This window comes from Streptococcus sp. 27098_8_74 (genome assembly GCF_041431705.1).
Classification (GTDB): domain Bacteria; phylum Bacillota; class Bacilli; order Lactobacillales; family Streptococcaceae; genus Streptococcus; species Streptococcus salivarius_E.
This window is the reverse complement of sequence record NZ_JAPVYF010000030.1, coordinates 1-23,315: the sequence shown is the minus strand read 5'-3', so window position 1 is coordinate 23,315 and position 23,315 is coordinate 1. Positions and strand designations below refer to the sequence as shown.

The 23,315-nt window shown below is 38.3% G+C and carries 3 protein-coding genes and 1 pseudogene; 3 read left to right on the top strand and 1 reads right to left on the bottom strand.

The genetic code is table 11. From position 1 onward, the window contains the following. Both O3670_RS09650 and O3670_RS09645 read left to right on the top strand, forming a co-directional pair. The coding region (locus O3670_RS09650; protein ID WP_371596077.1) for an SspB-related isopeptide-forming adhesin at positions 1-5,513 on the top strand (5,513 nt) is incomplete at its 5' end. Positions 5,514-6,474: 961 nt separating this feature from the next. After that, complete coding sequence (locus O3670_RS09645; protein ID WP_371596076.1) at positions 6,475-20,673, top strand: SspB-related isopeptide-forming adhesin; 14,199 nt, start codon at positions 6,475-6,477, stop codon at positions 20,671-20,673. Positions 20,674-20,719: 46 nt separating this feature from the next. On the opposite strand, the pseudogene O3670_RS09640 reads toward O3670_RS09645, so the two are convergent. Further along, a pseudogene (locus O3670_RS09640) lies at positions 20,720-21,251 on the bottom strand (transposase); the annotation flags it as partial. A gap of 561 nt (positions 21,252-21,812) precedes the next feature. Between O3670_RS09640 and O3670_RS09635 the strand changes: the two are divergent. Further along, on the top strand, positions 21,813-23,315 hold a 1,503-nt coding region (locus O3670_RS09635; RefSeq protein WP_371596075.1), incomplete at its 3' end, for a YSIRK-type signal peptide-containing protein.

Sequence of the window (23,315 nt, the reverse complement as noted above, 5' to 3'; positions counted from 1 at the left end):
GCTTGGAAGGCCGTGAGCTTAAAGCTAACGAATTCAGCTTCGTACTTAAGAATTCAGCTGGTGAAGTAGTTGAAACTGTAAGCAACGATGCATCTGGAAACGTTAAGTTCTCAGCTATCGAATTCAAGAAAGAACAAGCTGGTGTTCACAACTACACAGTTGAAGAAGTAGCTGGAACAGACGCAACCGTTACATACGATACTATGAAAGCGAATGTAACAGTAACTGTTTCTCACGATGGAACAGCTAAAGTTCTTGTGGCAACTGTTGGCGATATCGCTGATAAAGAGTTCAACAATACTGTTCGTCCTCCAGAAGAACCTAAGTTCCAACCAGAGAAATACGTTCTTAGCAAAGATAAAGGTGAATTCGATATCACTGGTACCAAACTTCTTGATGATGATTCTGAGTTGACTGATAAATATGGAGAAACAAATACTGATCCATATGTCGATAAAACTGACAACAACGAAAAAATTGATACAGGTAAAGTTGACAAAGATGAAAAACCAATATTCGACTTTATAAACATCAATACTCAACCAGTAAAACGTGGTGACACTATCAACTACCAAGTATGGCTTGATACAACTCAATTTGATGCAAACAACAAGGATAACATTCAATCTGTTGGTATCACTGATACTTACGATAAAGCTAAATTGGAAGTAAGTGAATCAGCAATCAAGGCTTACGATGGTAAGAGTGGTGACGACGTTACAGACAAATTCCATATCACAGTTAATAACGGAGTGATTGCTGCAACTCTTAAAGCTGGCTTCACTAAGTCACTTGGCGATGCAGAAAACACTCAAGTTATCGATACTACTAAGTTCGAATTTGGACGCTACTACAAGTTTGTCATTCCAGCTAAGGTTGCTGACGGTGCTTATGATGGTGCTGAAATTGAAAATACAGCAGCTCAAGTAGTTAACTATTACAACCCAACTACTAAGAAAGAAAAACCAGTAGAAAAACCAACTGAAAAACGTGTTAACAACGTTCCAACTGCTATCGAGTTGATCTTTGGTAAGACACTTAACGGACGTCAGTTGAAAGATCAAGAATTTACTTTCGAATTGAAAGATGAAGAAGGTAATGTTCTTGAAACAGTTAAGAATGATGCCGAAGGTAAAGTTAAATTCTCTACTATCAACTACGTTAAAGCAGATCTTGGTAAGACATTCAACTACACAGTAGAAGAAGTTAAAGGAACTGACACAACAGTTACTTACGATAACATGAAAGTCAATGTTACTGTTCAAGTTATCCAACCTGCACCAGGTGCTCAATTAACAACTGTCGTTTCTTACGCTACAGTAGGTGGAGATGCTTATGGCGCTGACGATCGTGTCTTCGATAACGAGGTAATTCCTAACTTCAAACCAGAGAAATACGTTGTTTCAGAACCAAGATTCGATATCATTGGTAACAAACTTGCCGATGATGATAAAGAGTTGGAAGACAAGTACGCAGATACCAATGCGAAACCATATGCGGACGTTGCGTCAAACAACGAAAAAGAAAACTTGAATACTAAGTCAGTTGAACGTGGTCAAAAGATTTACTATCAAGTATGGCTTGATACTCGAGAATTTACAGCAGAAAACAATCTTCAAACAGTTGGTATCAAAGATAACTACGAAAAAGATAAGCTTGATATCAACGCTGATGATATCAAGGTTTACGATGGTATCACTGGTGAAGATGTAACAGCTAAATTCGACATCAACGTTGAAAACGGTGTAATCAGTGCTTCATCTAAAGCAAGCTTGACTAAACCTATCAGCGCTACAGACGCAAGTCCAGTTATTGATACAACTAAATTTGAGTTTGGTCGTTACTATAAATTTGATATCCCAGCAACTGTTAAACAAACAGTTAAAGCTGGTGTAGATATTGAAAATACCGCTAACCAAACAATTCACCAATACAATCCATTCAATAAGAAAGTTAAAGATTCTGAAAAACCTACTCAAAAACGTGTCAACAGCGTACCAGTACAAGTAGAATTCAACTTCACTAAACGTTTGGAAGGTCGTGAGTTGAAAGCTAACGAATTCAGCTTCGTGCTTAAAGATTCAACAGGTAAAGTTGTTGAAACTGTAAGCAACGATGCAGATGGAAACGTTAAGTTCTCAGCTATCGAATTCAAGAAAGAACAAGCAGGCGTTCACAACTACACTGTAGAAGAAGTAGCTGGAACAGACGCAACCGTTACATACGATACTATGAAAGCGAATGTAACAGTAACTGTTTCTCACGATGGAACAGCTAAAGTTCTTGTGGCAACTGTTGGCGATATCGCTGATAAAGAGTTCAACAACGTAGTAACACCTCCAACTGAGCCTAAGTTCCAACCAGAGAAATATGTATTGAATACAGAGAAATATTCAATCACAGATAACAAACTTCTTGATGATGATTCAGAGTTAACAAACAAATACACTGAAACAGAAGCTAATCCTTACGTTGATAAAACTGATAACAACGAGGCAGAAAACATCAATACGAAGTCAGTTAAACGTGGTGATAAACTTGTTTACCAAGTGTGGTTGGATACAACTAAATTTGACGCAGCTAACAAGGACAACATCCAATCAGTAGGCATCTCAGATGACTACGATGAAGCGAAGTTGGATCTTGATTCTACTAAGATCAAAGCCTACGATTCAGTAACAGGTGACGATGTAACAGATAAATTCGATATCACAGTTAATAACGGTGTGATTACTGCAACTCTTAAAGCTGGCTTCACTAAGTCACTTGGCGATGCGGATAACACTCAAGTTATTGACACAACTAAGTTCGCATTTGGACGTTACTACAAGTTCGACATCCCAACGACAGTGAAAGCTGATGTGGCAGCTGGTGTAGATATCGAAAATACTGCGGCTCAAGTAGTCAACTACTACAACCCAACAACTAAGAAGGTTGAAACTCCAAACAAACCTACTCAAAAACGTGTCAACAGCGTACCAGTACAAGTAGAGTTCAACTTCACTAAACGCTTGGAAGGTCGTGAGCTTAAAGCTAACGAATTCAACTTCGTTCTTAAAGATTCAACAGGTAAAGTCCTTGAAACTGTAAGCAACGATGCGGATGGTAACGTTAAGTTCAAAGCTCTTGAATTCAAGAAGGGTGAAGAAGGTGTTCACAACTTTACAGTTGAAGAGGTTAAAGGAACTGACGGAACTGTAACATACGATACTATGAAAGCAAATGTCACAGTAACAGTATCACACGACGGAACAGCTAAAGTTCTTGTGGCTACTGTAGGCGACATCGCAGACAAAGAGTTCAACAATACAGTAACACCACCAGAAACTCCAGAATTCAACCCAGAGAAATACGTTCTAAACGAAAAAGAATTTGACCTAACAGGAACTTCATTATTAGATGATGATAAAGAATTAGCAGACAAGTATGCAGATACAAATGCAAACCCATATGCTGATAAAGCTGATAACAATGAAGCTCAAAACATTAACACTAAATCAGTTAAACCAGGTCAAAAACTAGTTTACCAAGTATGGTTAGATACAACTAAATTTGATGCAAACAACAAAGACAACATCCAATCTGTAGGAATCTCAGATGACTATGATGAGGCTAAAGTTGATGTTGATGCTTCAGCAATCAAAGCTTACGATGGTAAAACTGGTGCTGATGTAACATCTAAATTTGATATCACAGTAGCTAACGGAGTAATCACAGCAACCCTTAAAGATGGCTTCACTAAGTCACTTGGCGATGCAGAAAATACTCAAATCATCGACACAACTAAATTCGAATTCGGACGTTACTACAAGTTTGATATTCCAGCAACTGTTAAAGCGGACGTTAAAGGTGGAGTAGACATCGAAAATACTGCGGCTCAAGTAGTGAACTACTACAACCCAGTAAGCAAGACTGTTGAAAAACCAAGCAAACCAACTGAAAAACGTGTTAACAGCGTACCAGTACAAGTAGAGTTCAACTTCACTAAACGTCTGGAAGGACGTGAATTGAAAGCTAACGAATTCAGCTTCGTATTGAAAGATTCAGAAGGTAAAGTCCTTGAAACTGTAATGAACGATGCCTCTGGTAACGTTAAGTTCTCTAAACTTGAATTCAAGAAAGAACAAGCGGGCGTTCACAAATTCACAGTTGAAGAAGTGAAGGGTACTGATGGAACTGTCGCTTACGATGCGATGAAAGCAGTAGTAACTGTAGAAGTTAAACATGACGGAACAGCGAAAGCTCTTATCACTAACGTAACAGATCCAGCAGACAATGAGTTCAACAACCGTGTAACTCCTCCAGAAACTCCAGACTTCAATCCAGAGAAATACATCTTGAACGAATCTAAATTCGATATTACAGGTGACAAACTTCTCAACGATGATAAAGAGTTGAAGGATAAGATTGCGGAAACAAATGCAAATCCTTACGTTGATAAGACTGATAACAACGAAGCTCAAAATATCAATACTAAGACACTCAAGAAAGGTGATAAAGTATACTACCAAGTATGGTTGGATACAACTAAATTCACTGAAGCACACAATATTCAATCTGTTGGTATTACAGATAAATATGACAGTGCAAACTTGACTGTCAACGGAGCTGGTATTAAGGCATACGACTCTGTAACAGGAGAAGATGTGACAGCTAAGTTTGATATCAAGGTTGAAAACGGTGTGATTACTGCAACATCTAAAGCTGACCTTACTAAGTCACTTGGAGATGCAGAAAATACACAAGTCATCGACACAACTAAGTTCGCCTTCGGACGTTACTACAAGTTTGAAATCCCAGCAGAAATTAAACAATCTGCTAAGGACGGTGTTGACATTGAAAATACAGCCTCACAAATCGTTCACCAATACGACCCAACTAAGAAATCTGTTGAAAAACCAGAAAAACCAACAGAAAAACGTGTAATCAATATCCCAACTAAAGTTGAGTTTGAATTCACTAAGAAACTTGAAGGCCGTCAACTTAAGGCTGGTGAGTTTAGCTTTGTACTTAAAGATAGCAAGGGTAATGTGATTGAAACTGTAAGCAATGATGCTAAAGGTAAGATCAAGTTCTCTGCACTTGAGTACAAACGTGGTGAAGAAGGTACTCACATTTATACTGTTGAAGAAGTACAAGGTAACGATACAACTGTTACTTACGATAAGATGGTAGCTAGAGTCGTTGTTTCAGTAACTAAAGACGGTAAAGTCTTGACAGTAACTTCTCAATTGCCAGAAGATACTGAGTTCAACAATATTGTGACACCACCGACTCCTCCAACACCACCGACTCCACCAACTCCTCCAACACCAGTAGTTCCACCAGTAACACCACCGACTCCTCCAACACCAGTGGTTCCACCAGTGACACCACCAACTACACCAGAAGCTCCTAAAGGACCAGCACTCCCTGAAACAGGTGATGATGCGTCTATGGCAGCTATGGCTCTCGGAGGAATCCTTGCGGCAGCTGGACTTGGTTTGGCAGGAAAACGCAAAAAAGAAGACTAAATAGTGATTAGGTACACATCTAATTGAGTTAGTTAGACTATTTCAGTTTTCGAAAGAGAGATTCATCCCGAAAGGGGTGGGTCTTTTTGATTTGTAATGAGAGGATTTTGGTAGCTGATATGTCTTGATGAGAGCTTTTTAAATTTTGGTAAAATTAGAAGTCAAAATTTTGGGAAGATTTATATCCTTTATCATAAAAAAGAGTTATTTTGAATTCTCAAGCAATTATTTCAACTAAAGAAATGTTTAAGGCAATATATACAATACTGATGGATTAGATAATTCTTCGTATTTTAGTAGACTTCATTACTTATTATATTTAGATGAAGTTAAGGTTATCCCTAATCCCACTTAAATCTAAGACTGATTAGTGTTTACAGTTAAAATTAGATAGTTAACATCAAAAAATAGGGAGAATAGTTAGGAAAAGAAATAGATCTTTATAAATAAATAGAAAATATCGGGTAAAAACATGGTGGATTCCGTATTTTTATAAGACTAACTTTGGTAATTTATAATATAAGAAGAGTTAAAAATGATAATAGGGAAGTCTTACTTTTAAAGGGTTTTTACGTTTAAAAGTTGTTTCAATCCTTACTTCTATTTGAAATTTACTTATTTAAGAAAGCCAATTATTAGAAAAATGAACGTTAAAAGTGAATTCAAGATGGCTTTTAAAGAAGAAAATTAATATCAAAATATTAGAAAAAACGATTTTATGATAAATAACAGTAAGCGTTTTAAACGCTTATAATACAAGTGTTTTAACGTAAGACTGCTTTTTGTAAGAGTTTGGATTTAACAATTGTCAGATAACTAAAGTTTTTTTAGAAAAGATAGATTAATCACTTGACTCTAAATTGTCAGAATGTTAGAATGAGAATGAATCATGGATATGAGGGGAATTAACTTGTAGTCATGTATCTATAACTAACTATTTTTTTAAGAGGGAGACTTAAACATGAAAGACATTTTCAATAGACGTCAACGATTTTCATTGCGTAAATATTCGTTTGGTGTCGCTTCAGTCTTGCTAGGAACGGCACTCTTTGCCGCTCATACTGCACAGGCCGATGAAGTAACAGCGCCTGACGCTTCTTCATCAAACCCTGATTCATCAGTTGAGGGGGAAAGTTCATCAAACCTGATTGAGACATCTACAGCATCTACAGCTCAAGCAGATCCTACTGCAGCTGTATCTTCAACTGAGGCAACTGCGTCAACATTTAACTTGACGCCAGAAGCTTCAACAACAGATAAGGCTGCCGCAGGGACAACTGACAAACAAGCTACAGAAACTGCAAAATCTCAAGCTGCTAAACCAGCTTCGGAAGCAGCAAAACCAACTGAAAAGGCTGCTACAGAAACAGCTAAGCCAGCTACAGCAGCATCAACAAATGCAGCTAGCAACAAGGTTGAAACAACAGCTTCAGCGACAGCCGCTGCAGCAACTCCAGCTGCAACAGCGGCTAATCGTACTGCAGCAACAGCAGCTCCAGTAGCTGAAGAAACAGCAGCAGCCGAAACTGCGGCAGCAACTACAAGTCTTAACACACGTGGTTCTGCGCGTTTTTATTCTGTAGGATCAGCAGCAGTTCGTAGTGCAACGCTTGACCGTGCAGCAACTGATTTGACGAATGCTGGCGCTTTGGCAACAAGAAGCAGCCGTCGTAATCGTCGTGCCGCTACAGACCACAATAACGAGCCGGTTGCTGTAGCAACTTTCCTAAAAGACGGTGAAGTTGCTACACCTGAGATGACGGATCCAAATGGTGCAAGTGTTCGTTCACAAACAGTACCATCAGGATATGCTGCTAAAGAAGGCGATGTCTACACCTATAGTATCGTAGACCTAACCCGCTTCAATGAACGTTACAATACAAGCTACTATGTACGTGCTTACAAGAGATTTGATGCTTCAACAGATACGACTGTTGAATTGATCAACAAAAATACTGGTGCTGTAGTTGAAACAAGAACAATTACTGCGTCTAGTGGTATTCAAAAATTCACGACTACTCAATCTGCTTCTAAAGGTGAATTAACTTTCCAAGTAGATTATGATAAAGGTTTAGGAGCTGGACCTGGTAAAACGGACCAACCATTTATTCAATTTGGTTATGAAGTTGGGGCAAGTATCCAAGCTTTAGTAGCTCCAGGACATAACCTTACTACTGAAGAACAAAAATTATATGATGCAGTTTATGCTGCTCGTACATCAACAGATATTATCAACGTTGTAGAACCAGCATATAACGGTCGTACGATTACAGATACTAATGCCAAGATTCCAGTATCAGTTAATAAAACAACTTACTATAAAGTAGTTGATAAAAACAATCCAACATTTAAGGCGAATAAAACTGATGTAACTGTTCAAGATTATAAAGCAAATGGTAATGAAGTAGACTTAGCTTCATACACTCTTAAAGCTATGGAAGGTCAAAACTTCACAGCATCTGGAGAGCGCCAATTTGATGGATACAAACTTTATCAAGCAGCTGAAGCAAATGATCAGTCAGGATATGTGAGTCGTCCTTATACTGTTGGAACGAAATTCATGGACGCTGAGCGTGCAGGAATTAAACGTATTAAAGAAATCGTGGGTGAAGATGGAACTGTAGTTGTTCGTGTTTATCTTCTAGATCCAAAACAACAAAGCAAGCGTTCTGATGGTACATTGAGCACTGATGGCTACATGTTGCTAGCAGAAACGAAACCAATTAAACCAGGTGATTACAACAAACAAGAATTAGCTGTTAAGAAATCACCTCTTAATACAATTGCTTTCACTGATAGTAAAGGTGTAACCTATGCAAATGGTAAAGAAGTTCCATTTGACTTCCAAAAAGCTGCTGGATATACACCATATAAAACTGTATTCGTACCATTCTTAGGAGACAATATTGGTCACCTTTCTCCAAATGAACAATTGGTTCGTGGAGTAAATGGTATCGGTACCAACGTTGACTTGCTTAACTCTTTGACACCGTATAAACAACCTGTTTATTACTATGTCAAACAAGAACCTGTAACAGTTACACCAGAAGTTGAAAAACAATTGGAAGGACGTGTACTTGTTGATGGTGAATTCAGCTTCAAGATTAAAGAAGTCAATGAAAACAAATCACTTCCGTCATATGAAGAAACTGTTACTAATAAAAACGGTAAAGCTACATTTAGTAACTTAACTTTCAATAAAGTTGGTACTTACATCTACACAATCACTGAGGTTAAAGGGGCAGATACAAACGTCGATTACGATGGTATGACAGTTAAGATGACTGTTACTGTAACTGAAAACTCTAAAGGTGATTTGCAAGCTTCTGTTAAATACAGTGGTACTGGTGGATTTGCTTCAAGTGCAGATGATAAAGTCTTCAACAACTACGTTGTAGCTCCAGTTAAAACTAAGTTTGACTTTAGCAAGGCTCTCGCAGGTCGTGAGTTGAAAGCCGGTGAATTTAGCTTCGTATTGAAAGATTCAACTGGTAAAGTTCTTCAAACTAAGAAAAATACTAAAGAAGGTGTTGTAGCCTTTGATGATTTGACCTTTGACAATACTCAAGTTGGTACTCACAAGTACACTGTAGAAGAAGTTATCCCAGAAAACAAAGAAGCTGGTATGACTTACGATACAATGAAGGCTGAAGTAACAATCACTGTTACTAAGGAAGGTCACGTTCTTAAAGCAACAAATACTCTTCCAGCAGATACAGAGTTCAACAATACATTCACACCAGGTGCGATTAAAGTTAACCTTGAATTTGATAAATCACTTTCAAACGGTACTTTGAACGCAGGTGACTTTAGCTTCACATTGACTGGTGATAACAATGTTAACGAAACTGTAACTAACAAAGCTAACGGTAAGATTAACTTCAGCGAATTGTCATTCGACCGTGAAGGTGTCTACAACTACACTGTTAAAGAAGTGAAGGGCAACAATGCCGATGTAGACTACGATGAAATGACTATCGCAGTTAAAGTAACAGTTACTAAAGATGCCGCTACAGGTCTTTTGGTTGCTAAGACTGAAATGACTTCAACAGGTGGTGAAGCAACTGGTACTGATGACAAGATCTTCAACAACCACGTTGTAGCTCCTGTAACTGCACAATTTGACTTCAGCAAAGCTCTTGCAGGTCGTGACTTGAAAGCTGGCGAATTTAGCTTTGTATTGAAAGACAAAGATGGTAAAGTCCTTCAAACAAAACAAAATGATGCCAACGGTAAAGTTAAATTTGACGCATTGACATTTACAAATGCTCAAGTTGGTGACCACAAGTACACTGTAGAAGAAGTTCAAGGAACTGAAGCAGGTATGACTTATGACCCAATGAAAGCTAACGTAACAGTTACTGTTACTAAGTCAGGTCATGCGCTTACTGCTGTTGCAACTCTTCCAACTGATAAAGAGTTCAACAATACCTTCACATCAGCTCCTACTCAAGCTCAATTCAAGTTCACTAAACGTCTTGAAGGTAAAGCACTTGAAGCAGATGCCTTCACATTCGAATTGCTTGAAAATGGCAATGTAATCCAAACTAAGAAAAATGCAGCAGACGGTTCAATCACTTTTGATGCTATTGAATACAGCGCTGAAGGTGAACACACTTACACTGTGCGTGAAAAAGCTGGTAACGATACAAATATCGATTACGATACTATGAACGCAGTAGTGAAAGTTAAAGTTACTAAAGATGCCGCTACAGGTCTCTTGAGTACTGCAGTTACAATGCCTGAAGACACTGAGTTCAACAACTATGTAGTTGCTCCAGTTGTAACTAAGTTCGACTTTACTAAGAAATTGGCAGGTCGTGAACTTAAAGCAGGTGAATTCAGCTTCGTATTGAAAGATTCTACAGGTGCAGTAGTTGAAACAGTTAAAAATGATGCTGCTGGTAATGTTTCATTCTCTAACTTGTCATTCGACAACACTAAAGTAGGTACTCATACTTATAAAGTAGAAGAAGTTATCCCAGCCAACAAAGAGTTTGGTATGACTTACGATAAGATGAAAGCTACTGTTACAGTTGAAGTTGCTAAGAACGGTCACACATTGACTACTGTTACAAACGTTACATCAACTGGTGGTGTAGACGCAAATGGTAATGCAACTGACGGTACTGCAGATAAAGAATTCAACAACAAAGTCACTCCTCCAGAAACTCCTGAATTCCAACCAGAAAAATTTGTCGTTTCTAAAGAGAAATATGACATTACTGGTGACAAGTTGATGGATGACGACGATGATGTACCTGGTAACGAGTACACAGCAACAAATGCAAATCCATATGTTGATGGTGTTAAAAACAACGAACCAGAAAACTTGAATACTAAGACTGTTGAACGCGGTTCTAAATTGGTATACCAAGTATGGCTTGATACTACTAAATTCACAGAAGCTAACAACATCCAATACGTTGGTGTATCTGATAAATACGATGCAGAAAAATTGGACGTTAACGCTGCTGACATCAAAGCATACGATTCAGTAACTGGTGCAGACGTGACTGCTAAATTCGACATCAAAGTTGAAAATGGCACAATCACTGCAACTTCTAAAGATGAATTTATCAAAGATAAAGTAAACAACCCTGTTATCGATACTACTAAATTCGCATTTGGACGTTACTATAAATTTGATATCCCAGCAACTGTTAAAGAATCTGTTAAAGCTGGTGCTGATATTGAAAATACAGCCAACCAAACAGTTCACGTTTACAACCCAGTAAGCAAGACAGTTGAAAAACCTGAAAAACCAACACAAAAACGTGTTAACAGCGTTCCAGTTCCAGTGGAAATGAACTTCACAAAACGTTTGGAAGGTCGTGAACTTCAAGCTAACGAATTCGAATTTGTATTGAAGAAAGACGGCGTTGAAGTTGAACGCGTGAAGAACGACGCTGCTGGTAAGATTGTCTTCAAGACTCTTAAATTTGGTCGCGATGATCTTGGTAAGACTTACAACTACACAGTAGAAGAAACTCCTGGTACAGATACAACTGTCAAATACGACACAATGGTTGCTACTGTTAAAGTTGTGGTTTCACACGACGGTACAGCTAAAGCAATCGTTGCTAACGTGACAGATGCAGCTGATAAAGAGTTCAACAACCGTGTCACACCTCCAGAAGAACCTAAGTTCCAACCAGAGAAATACGTTGTTTCTGAAGAGAAATTCGATATCACTGGTGACAAGCTCGTTGATGACGATAAAGAGTTGGCAGACAAGTACGCAGATACAAATGCGAACCCATACGCTGACGATGCCTCAAACAACGAAGCACAAAACATCAATACTAAGACTGTTAAACGTGGCGATAAGTTGGTTTACCAAGTATGGTTGGATACAACTAAATTCGACGCAGCTAACAAGGACAACATCCAATCAGTAGGAATCTCAGATGACTACGATGAAACTAAATTGGAGCTTGACGCTACTAAGATCAAAGCTTACGATTCAGTAACAGGTGATGATGTTACAGCTAAATTCGATATCACTGTTAACAACGGTGTGATTACTGCAACACTTAAAGATGGCTTCACTAAGTCACTTGGCGACGCAGAAAACACACAAGTTATCGACACAACTAAATTTGCTTTCGGACGTTACTACAAGTTCGACATCCCAACAACAGTTAAAGCTGATGTTCCTGGTGGTGCAGATATTGAAAATACTGCGGCTCAAGTAGTTAACTACTACAACCCAACAACTAAGAAAGTTGAAAAACCAACTAAACCAACTGAAAAACGTGTTAACAACGTTCCAGTTGAAGTGGAATTCAACTTCACTAAACGTTTGGAAGGTCGTGAGCTTAAAGCCAACGAATTCAGCTTCGTACTTAAAGATTCAGAAGGTAAGACTCTTGAAACTGTAAGCAACGATGCGGCTGGTAACGTTAAGTTCTCTAAACTTGAGTTCAAGAAAGGTCAAGAAGGCGTACACAACTACACAGTAGAAGAAGTTAAAGGCTCAGACGCAACCGTTACATACGATACAATGAAAGCGAATGTAACAGTCACAGTTAAACATGATGGAACAGCTAAAGTTCTTATCGCGACTGTAGGCGACATTGCGGATAAAGAATTTAACAACCGTGTAACACCTCCAGAAGAACCTAAGTTCCAACCAGAGAAATACGTATTGAATACAGCGAAATTCTCTATCACTGATAACAAGCTTCTCGATGATGATGCAGAGTTGACTGATAAATATGGTGAAACAAATACCGATCCATATGTAGATAAAGCTGATAACAACGAAGCAGAAAACATCAATACTAAGTCTGTTAAACGCGGCGAAAAGATCTACTATCAAGTATGGTTGGATACAACTAAATTTGACGCAGCTAACAAAGACAACGTTCAAACTGTAGGAATCACTGATGACTACGATGAAACTAAGGTTGATGTAGATGGTTCAGCAATCAAGGCTTACGATTCAGTAACTGGAGCTGATGTCACAGATAAATTTGACATTAATGTTGAAAATGGTGTGATGACTGCAACTCTTAAAGCTGGCTTCACTAAGTCACTTGGCGACGCAGAAAATACTCAAATCATTGATACAACTAAATTTGAATTTGGACGTTACTACAAGTTTGATATTCCAGCAACTGTTAAGAACGATGTTCCTGGCGGTGCAGATATCGAAAATACTGCTGCCCAAGTTGTTAACTACTACAACCCAGTAAGCAAGACAGTTGAAAAACCAAACAAACCAACTGAAAAACGTGTTAACAACGTTCCAGTTGAAGTGGAATTCAACTTCACTAAACGTTTGGAAGGCCGTGAGCTTAAAGCTAACGAATTCAGCTTCGTTCTTAAAGATTCAGAAGGTAAGACTCTTGAAACTGTAAGCAATGATGCTTCAGGTAACGTTAAGTTCTCTAAACTTGAGTTCAAGAAAGGCCAAGAAGGCGTACACAACTACACCGTAGAAGAAGTTAAAGGCTCAGACGCAACCGTTACATACGACACAATGAAAGCGAATGTAACAGTTACAGTTAAACACGATGGAACAGCTAAAGTACTTATCGCGACTGTTGGCGACATTGCGGATAAAGAATTTAACAACCGTGTAACTCCTCCGGAAGAACCTAAGTTCCAACCAGAGAAATACGTTGTTTCTAAAGAAAAATTCGATATCACTGGTGACAAACTCGTTGATGATGATAAAGAGTTGGCAGACAAGTACGCAGACACAAATGCGAACCCATACGCTGACGATGCATCAAATAACGAAAAAGAAAACTTGAACACTAAGACTGTGAAACGTGGCGACAAGTTGGTTTACCAAGTATGGTTGGATACAACTAAATTCGATGCAGCTAACAAGGACAACATCCAATCAGTAGGAATCTCAGATGACTACGATGAAGCTAAATTGGAGCTTGATGCTACTAAGATCAAAGCTTACGATTCAGTAACAGGTGATGATGTTACAGCTAAATTCGATATCACTGTTAACAACGGTGTGATCACTGCAACCCTTAAAGATGGCTTCACTAAGTCACTTGGCGATGCAGAAAACACTCAAGTTATCGACACAACTAAATTCGCCTTCGGACGTTACTACAAGTTCGACATCCCAACAACAGTTAAAGCTGATGTACCTGGTGGTTCAGACATCGAAAATACAGCGGCTCAAGTAGTTAACTATTACAACCCAACAACTAAGAAAGTTGAAAAACCAAATAAACCAACTGAAAAACGTGTTAACAACGTTCCAGTTGAAGTGGAATTCAACTTCACTAAACGTTTGGAAGGTCGTGAGCTTAAAGCTAACGAATTCAGCTTCGTTCTTAAAGATTCAGAAGGTAAGACTCTTGAAACTGTAAGCAATGATGCTTCAGGTAACGTTAAGTTCTCTAAACTTGAATTCAAGAAAGGCCAAGAAGGCGTACACAACTACACAGTAGAAGAAGTTAAAGGAAGCGACGCAACCGTTACATACGATACAATGAAAGCGAATGTAACAGTCACAGTTAAACACGATGGTACAGCTAAAGTTCTTATCGCGACTGTAGGCGAAATTGCGGACAAAGAATTTAACAACCGTGTCACACCTCCAGAAGAACCTAAGTTCCAACCAGAGAAATACGTAGTTGGAGAAGCTAAGTTCGACGTAACAGGTACAAAACTCGTTGATGATGACAAAGAGTTGGCAGACAAGTACGCAGATACAAATGCGAACCCATACGCGGACGATGCTTCAAACAACGAAGCTGAAAACTTGAATACTAAGTCTGTTAAACGTGGTCAAACTATCTACTATCAAGTATGGTTGGATACAACTAAATTTGATGCAAACAACAAGGATAATATCCAAACTGTTGGTATCACAGATGACTTCGATGAAACTAAGTTGAATGTGGATGCATCAGCTATCAAGGCTTACGATTCAGTTTCTGGTGCTGATGTTACAGATAAATTCGATATCTCAATCGAAAATGGTGTAATCACAGCTAACCTTAAAGCAGGCTTCACTAAGTCACTTGGCGATGCGGAAAACACTCAAGTTATCGACACAACTAAATTCGCCTTCGGACGTTACTACAAGTTCGACATCCCAACAACAGTGAAAGCTGATGTACCTGGTGGTGTGGATATTGAAAATACTGCGGCTCAAGTAGTTAACTACTACAACCCAACAACTAAGAAAGTTGAAAAACCAAACAAACCAACTGAAAAACGTGTTAACAACGTACCAGTTGAAGTGGAATTCAACTTCACTAAACGTTTGGAAGGCCGTGAGCTTAAAGCTAACGAATTCAGCTTCGTCCTTAAAGATTCAGAAGGTAAGACTCTTGAAACTGTAAGCAATGATGCATCTGGTAACGTTAAGTTCAAAGCTCTTGAATTCAAGAAGGGTCAAGAAGGCGTACACAACTACACAGTAGAAGAAGTTAAAGGAACAGATGCAACCGTTACATACGACACAATGAAAGCGAATGTAACAGTCACAGTTAAACACGATGGTACTGCTAAAGTTCTTATCGCGACTGTAGGCGACATTGCGGATAAAGAATTTAACAACCGTGTAACTCCACCAGAAGAACCTAAGTTCCAACCAGAGAAATACGTTCTTAGCAAAGATAATGGTAAGTTTGATATCACTGGCACTAAGCTTCTTGATGATGATGCAGAGTTGACAGATAAGTACGCAGAAACAAATGCGAACCCTTATGCTGATAAAGCTGATAACAACGAAGCAGAAAACATCAATACTAAAGCTGTTAAACGTGGCGACACTATTAACTACCAAGTATGGCTTGATACAAATCAATTTGATGCAAACAACAAGGATAACATCCAAACTGTTGGTATCACTGATGATTATGATGAAGCTAAATTGGAAGTTAAGCAATCAGATATCAAGGCTTACGATGGTAAGACTGGTGCTGATGTTACTGACAAGTTCGACATCTCTATCGCTAACGGCGTGATTACTGCTAACCTTAAAGCTGGCTTCACTAAGTCACTTGGCGATGCAGAAAACACTCAAATTATCGATACTACTAAGTTCGAATTTGGACGTTACTACAAGTTTGTCATCCCAGCTAAGGTTACTGACGGTGCTTACGATGGTGCTGAAATTGAAAATACAGCAGCTCAAGTTGTAAACTACTACAACCCAACTACTAAGACTGTTGAAAAACCAAACAAACCAACTGAAAAACGTGTTAACAACGTTCCAACTGCTATCGAGTTGATCTTCGGTAAGACACTTAATGGTCGTCAATTGAAAGATAAGGAATTTAACTTTGTCTTGAAAGACGAAGCAGGAAAAGTTCTTGAAACTGTTCAGAATGATGCTAAAGGCAAAGTAACTTTCTCTACTATTAATTATGGAAGAGACGATTTTGGTAAGACCTTTAACTACACTGTAGAAGAAGTTAAAGGAACTGATACAACAGTTACTTATGACAATATGAAAGTCAACGTTACTGTTAAAGTTATTAAACCTTCAGCAGATAATCAATTATCAACAGTTATCTCTTATGCTACAGTTGGTGGAAATACTTATGAATCAGATGACAGAATTTTCGATAACAACGTAACTCCTAACTTCAAACCAGAGAAATACGTTGTTTCAGAACCAAGCTTCGACATCATTGGTAACAAACTTGCTGATGACGATGATTCAGCAGATAAAGTTGAAATCCAAAACTTGAATGGTAAGACCCTCAAACGTGGTCAAAAGATCTACTATCAAGTATGGCTTGATACTCGTGATTTCACTGCAGAAAGCAACCTTCAAACAGTTGGTATCACAGATAACTACGAAGAAGCTAAGCTCGATATCGACGCTTCTGAAATCAAGGTTTACGATGGTATCACTGGTAAGGATGTTACAGACAAGTTCGATATTAAAGTTGAAAATGGTGTTCTCTATGGTACATCTAAAGCAAGCTTGACTAAAGCTATTAGTGCAACAGATGCTACTCCAGTCATCGATACAACTAAATTCGAGTTTGGTCGTTACTATAAATTTGATATCCCAGCTGTTGTTAAAGACATTGATGCTAACGACGGTGTAGATATTGAAAATACAGCTAACCAAACAATTCACCAATACAACCCATTCAATAAGAAAGTTACAACTCCTGAAAAACCAACTCAAACACGTGAAAACAACGTTCCAGTTCCACTCGAGTTCAACTTCACTAAACGACTTGAAGGACGTGAGTTGACTGCAGGCGAGTTCAGCTTTGTATTGAAAGATAAAGACAACAAGGTTCTTCAAACAGTAACCAACGATAAAGATGGTCACATCAAGTTTGAAAAACTCTTGTTCAGTAAAGCAGATCTTGGTAAGACATTCACTTACACAGTTGAAGAAGTAGCTGGTAAAGATACTTCAATCACTTACGATGCTATGAAAGCAACTGTAACAGTGGAAGTTACTAAGGAAGGCAAAGTTCTCACAACTGTCGTTAACCACGCTTCAACAGGCGGATTCGCTTCAAGCGCTAACGATAAAGAGTTCAACAACAAGGTGGTTCCACCAGAAACACCTAAGTTCCAACCAGAGAAATATGTTGTGAACAAAGAGAAATTTGACATCAAGGGTAACTCACTCGTTGATGATGATAAAGAATTGGCAGACAAGTACGCAGATACAAATGCGAACCCATATGCTGATGACGCATCAAACAACGAAGCTGAAAACTTGAATACTAAGTCTGTTAAACGTGGTGATAAACTTGTTTACCAAGTATGGCTCGATACAACTCAATTCGATGCTAACAACAAGGATTACATCCAAACAGTTGGTATTTCTGATGACTACGATGAAACTAAATTGGATCTTGATGCTTCAGCTATTAAAGCTTACGATTCAGTAACAGGCGAAGATGTAACAGCTAAATTCGACATCAAAGTTGAAAATGGTATGATTACTGCTAACCTTAAAGATGGCTTCACTAAGTCACTTGGAGACGATGCAAATACTCAAATCATCGACACAACTAAGTTTGCCTTTGGCCGTTACTATAAATTCGATATCCCAACCACTGTTAAAGACTCTGTTCCTGGTGGTGTAGATATTGAAAATACAGCTGGACAAGTAGTTCACTTCTACAACCCAACAACTAAGAAAGTTGAAACACCTAAGGTACCAACTGAAAAACGTGTTAACAGTGTTCCAGTTGAAGTCGGATTCAACTTCACTAAACGTTTGGAAGGTCGTGAGCTTAAAGCTAACGAATTCACATTCGAGTTGAAGAATGAAGCAGGTAAAGTTGTTGAAACTGTTAAGAATGATGCAGCTGGTAACGTTAAATTCTCTAAACTTGAATTCAAGAAAGGCCAAGAAGGCGTTCACAAGTACACAGTAGAAGAAGTCAAAGGAACTGATGCAACTGTTACATACGATACAATGAAAGCGAATGTAACAATCACTGTTTCTCATGATGGTACTGCTAAAGCTCTTGTAGCGACTGTTGGTGAAATTGCTGATAAAGAATTCAACAATGCTGTTCGTCCACCAGAAAAACCTAAGTTCCAACCAGAAAAATATGTTGTTTCTGAAGCGAAATTTGACGTAACAGGTACTAAACTCGTTGATGATGATAAAGAATTGGCTAATAAGGTTGCAGATACAAATACCAACCCTTACGCTGATGATGCATCAAACAACGAATTGGAAAACTTGAATACTAAGTCAGTTAAACCTGGTCAAAAACTTTACTACCAAGTATGGCTTGATACAACTCAATTTGACGCTAACAACAAGGATCATATCCAAACTGTTGGTATCACTGATGACTACGATGAAACTAAGTTGGATGTTGATGCATCAGCAATCAAGGCTTACGATTCAGTATCAGGTGCGGATGTAACTTCTAAGTTCGACATTAAGGTTGAAAATGGTGTTGTTACAGCTAACCTTAAAGATGGCTTCACTAAGTCACTTGGCGATGCTGAAAATACTCAAGTTATTGACACTACTAAGTTCGAGTTTGGTCGCTACTATAAATTTGATATTCCTGCAACAGTGAAAGCAGACGTCGCTGGCGGTGTGGATATCGAAAATACTGCGGCTCAAGTAGTTAACTACTACAACCCAACAACTAAGAAAGTTGAAAAACCAAACGTACCAACTGAAAAACGTGTTAACAGTGTTCCAATTTCAGTAGAATTCAACTTCACTAAACGTTTGGAAGGCCGTGAGCTTAAAGCTAATGAATTCAGCTTCGTGCTTAAAGATTCAGAAGGTAAGACTCTTGAAACTGTAAGCAATGACGCTAAAGGTAACGTTAAATTCTCACCTATTGAGTACAAGAAAGGCCAAGAAGGTACTTACAAGTACACAGTAGAAGAAGTTAAAGGTACTGATGGTACTGTTCAATACGACGGTATGAAAGCTCTTGTCACTGTTGAAGTCTCACATGATGGTAAAGCGAAAGCTCTTATCACTAAAGTGAACGACCCAGCAGACAAAGAATTTAACAACACTGTTCGTCCACCAGAAAAACCTAAGTTCCAACCAGAGAAATACGTTGTTTCTAAAGAGAAATTCGATATCACTGGTATGAAACTTGTTGACGATGATGCTGAGTTGAAAGATAAAGTAGGCGATACTAACAAGGATCCTTACGCTGACAGCACAGCTAACAACGAAGCTGAAAATATCAATACTAAGACACTCAAGAAAGGTGATAAGTTTGTCTACCAAGTATGGCTCGACACAACTAACTTCACTGACGCTCACAATATCCAATCTGTAGGTGTTACAGATAAATATGACAGCGAAAACTTGAACATCAATGTTGCTGATATTAAAGCATACGACTCTGTAACAGGAGAAGATGTGACAGCTAAGTTCGATATCCAAATCGTTGACGGTGTGATTACTGCAACATCTAAAGCTGACCTTACTAAGTCACTTGGCGATGCAGAAAACACACAAGTGATCGATACTGCCAAATTGGCATTCGGACGCTACTACAAGTTCGATATTCCTGCAACTATCAAAGGCACTGCTAAAGATGGTGTAGACATCGAAAATACTGCGTCACAAATCGTTCACCAATACGACCCAACTAAGAAATCTGTTGAAAAACCAGAAAAACCAACAGAAAAACGTGTAGTCAATATCCCAACTAAGGTTGAATTTGAATTCACTAAGAAACTTGAAGGTCGTCAACTTAAAGCTGGTGAGTTTAGCTTCGTACTTAAAGACAGCAAGGGTAATGTGATCGAAACTGTAAGCAATGATGCTAACGGTAAGATTAAGTTCTCAGCTCTTGAGTACAAACGTGGTGAAGAAGGTACTCACGTCTACACAGTAGAAGAAGTACGAGGTAACGATGCAACTGTTACCTACGATAAGATGGTAGCTACAGTCGTTGTTTCTGTATCTAAAGACGGTAAAGTCTTGACAGCAACTTCTCAATTGCCAGAAGATACTGAGTTCAACAATATTGTGACTCCACCGACTCCACCAACACCACCAACACCACCAACACCGCCGACTCCACCAACTCCAGTGGTTCCACCAGTGACACCACCAACTACACCAGAAGCTCCTAAAGGACCAGCACTCCCTGAAACAGGTGATGATGCGTCTATGGCAGCTATGGCTCTCGGAGGAATCCTTGCGGCAGCTGGACTTGGTTTGGCAGGAAAACGCAAAAAAGAAGACTAAAATAGTAAAAAAGGTCAAAACCCTCAATATAGTTAGTTAGACTATTTCAGTTTTCGAAAAAGAGACTCATCCCGATAGGGATGGGTCTCTTTTGTGTTATGTTCAAAGTGATGAATACAGGCTTTCTAAGGTTAATAAAGTTTTTTAAACCAAATCTCAAACCTTTGATATGCTTGTTAAGTATATTGGCATCTTCTATTTTTGTAATCGAATACTGCGCTTCTAAAACATTTTTTGTATTGTTTGTGTTTAAGAAAAGTCCTTAAGTATGTTTGAAATTAATGATTGACCTTGCTTCAAGTTTTCTCTATCAGCTCAAAGAACCTATCTACTCTCTTCTCCTGAAAGTGAAATAGTAAGAGTTGGTAAAGATTATAGTAGTCGCTGAGTTCCTCTGAGAAATTCAGTGTCTTTTCAATGACTTTATGTGGTTATAAAGTTTGACGGAAGGTCTTTGAGTAAAAAGGGGTGAGAGATAACTTACGGCTGTCCTTTTGGAAGAGTCGTCAATGATTTTTTAAGGCTCGATAGGGTCGTGATTTTTTGATAAAATGATTCATAATCACAATTCTAGTCTTAAAAATACCTGCTTTATAATCTCTATAGTAGTTTTATCTATTACAGACATCATAGAGCAATTTTTTAATTATTCAGTCAAAAACAAAGTTCTATGGAAAGATAAACCATTAAAAATACTGACATATTTTCAATCTAATTACATTAATAAATCTAAAAAAATGTATATTTACACTTGATCTTAGTTAAATTATGAGTGTATCTATAAATGTTGAAAGTGTAAAAGGTAAGAATCATTCTATGATTCGAAAATTGTAAGACTTTTACAAAGTAATATATATTGATATTGTAAGATGTTATAAATACTTTAAATACAATTATTGATTTATGCTTTGAATTATATATGTAAAGTTGTATAGGTTCTGTATAAAAAGAAGGTGTTAGAAAATAAATACTTTGAAAAGAATAATGCTTAAGTTATTTTAAAAAAAGAGAGAAAACTAATTTTATGATAGTAAAATATTGATTCAATTCTAATTATATGATATATTGACGTTAGGGAAATTCAATTTAAATTATTTAAGAGTAATCAAAATATAATGATTACTTGTCTAGGAGGAAATATGAGTAAAGATATCTTTAGTAAGAAGAGTCGTTTCTCGATTCGTAAATTGAATATTGGAGTCTGCTCGGTCTTGCTTGGTACTTTGATCATGATTGGTCACACAGCTCAAGCGGATGAAACGACATCTGATGGAGCAACAGTTGTAGCTACAGCTGTAAGTGCAAGTCAAGGTGAAGGAGTTGTGGCTGAAACTTCGCCAATCACAGCACCAGAAAGTGTATCAACTACTACGGTAGCACCAGCTGCCGTTGAAACAGTCGCAGCGACATCAGTTGAGCCTACAAGCTCAGTAGCGCCAGCTTCAACAAGTGCTACAAGTTCAGCGCCGGCAAATTCAGCAGCGACATCAACAAGTCAAGCGGTTGCTTCAGAAGCTACAGGCTCAACAAATACATCAACCGTAAAACCAGCAACTGCATCAGAGGCATCTCGTTCAGTCACAGCTTCTACAACATCATCAACTACAGCAAGCTCAGAGAACACTAATACAAATAATATTACTGTGTCAGAAACTGCAAATGCGCCTCGTGTACGTAGTCGTCGAGCTATCGCACCAGGAACAACACGTTCAGCATCAACTACAGCAACACGTACGTCAGATGGTGCACAAAATCTTGATTATTCTAATAAAGAAAATGTTCAAGATTACATACAGATTAGCTACGAAGTAGATAAGGCTAATAATGTTATCCATTGGACTGTTCTTGATAATCCTGGTCGAAAAGCAAATTCCGCTAGCGGTTATGTTTACTTTACGATTCCTAAAGATTCTGTTGGCGCACCAACAAACTGGAACGTTGTTCAAACTGACAAAAATGGGAAAGTAGTCAATACACGTAATTACTGGAAAGATAACGATGGATCATACTTAATGGGTCAAAATGGTAGAATGAATACCTATACTGGCGCTGAAATGACGAAGCGTTTGACTCAACTTTACAAAGATACAAAAAATCCAGCAATTCAAGGAAATGAAGCAGCGATAGCGGCTCAAACAGCAGAACGTTCACAGGCTTTGTATACGATGACAGCGGATAATAATGCAATTCGTAATGTTATGTGGACGATTACATTTGACACACCAATCGTAGATAAATCTAAGCCACTTGACTATGTTGCAGGTATGCAAGGAACAGGAGTTTTTGGTGGAAGAACAAATATTATGACTGGTTTCACAGATAACTTCATTGATAATGAAAGTGCAAAATTTCAAGCAGTAGCAGTCAAAGAAAAGTACACTGCTAATGTTGGTGGAAGTTTTGATGCTGATCCAGCTAACTATGTAACCAATAAAGCTGGAACACCAGAATTCCCAAATAACTACCGTGGTGCAACAACATTTGCATGGAAAGACGGTCAAGCTCCTACTGCTACACAAGCTGGTACTTATACTAAAACCGTAGTGGTTACTTACCCAGCTCATTATAACCAAGCTCCACAAGAAGTTACGATTACATTTGAAGTTGAAGACCCACGTAGCGATGCGGAAAAGAATGATCCA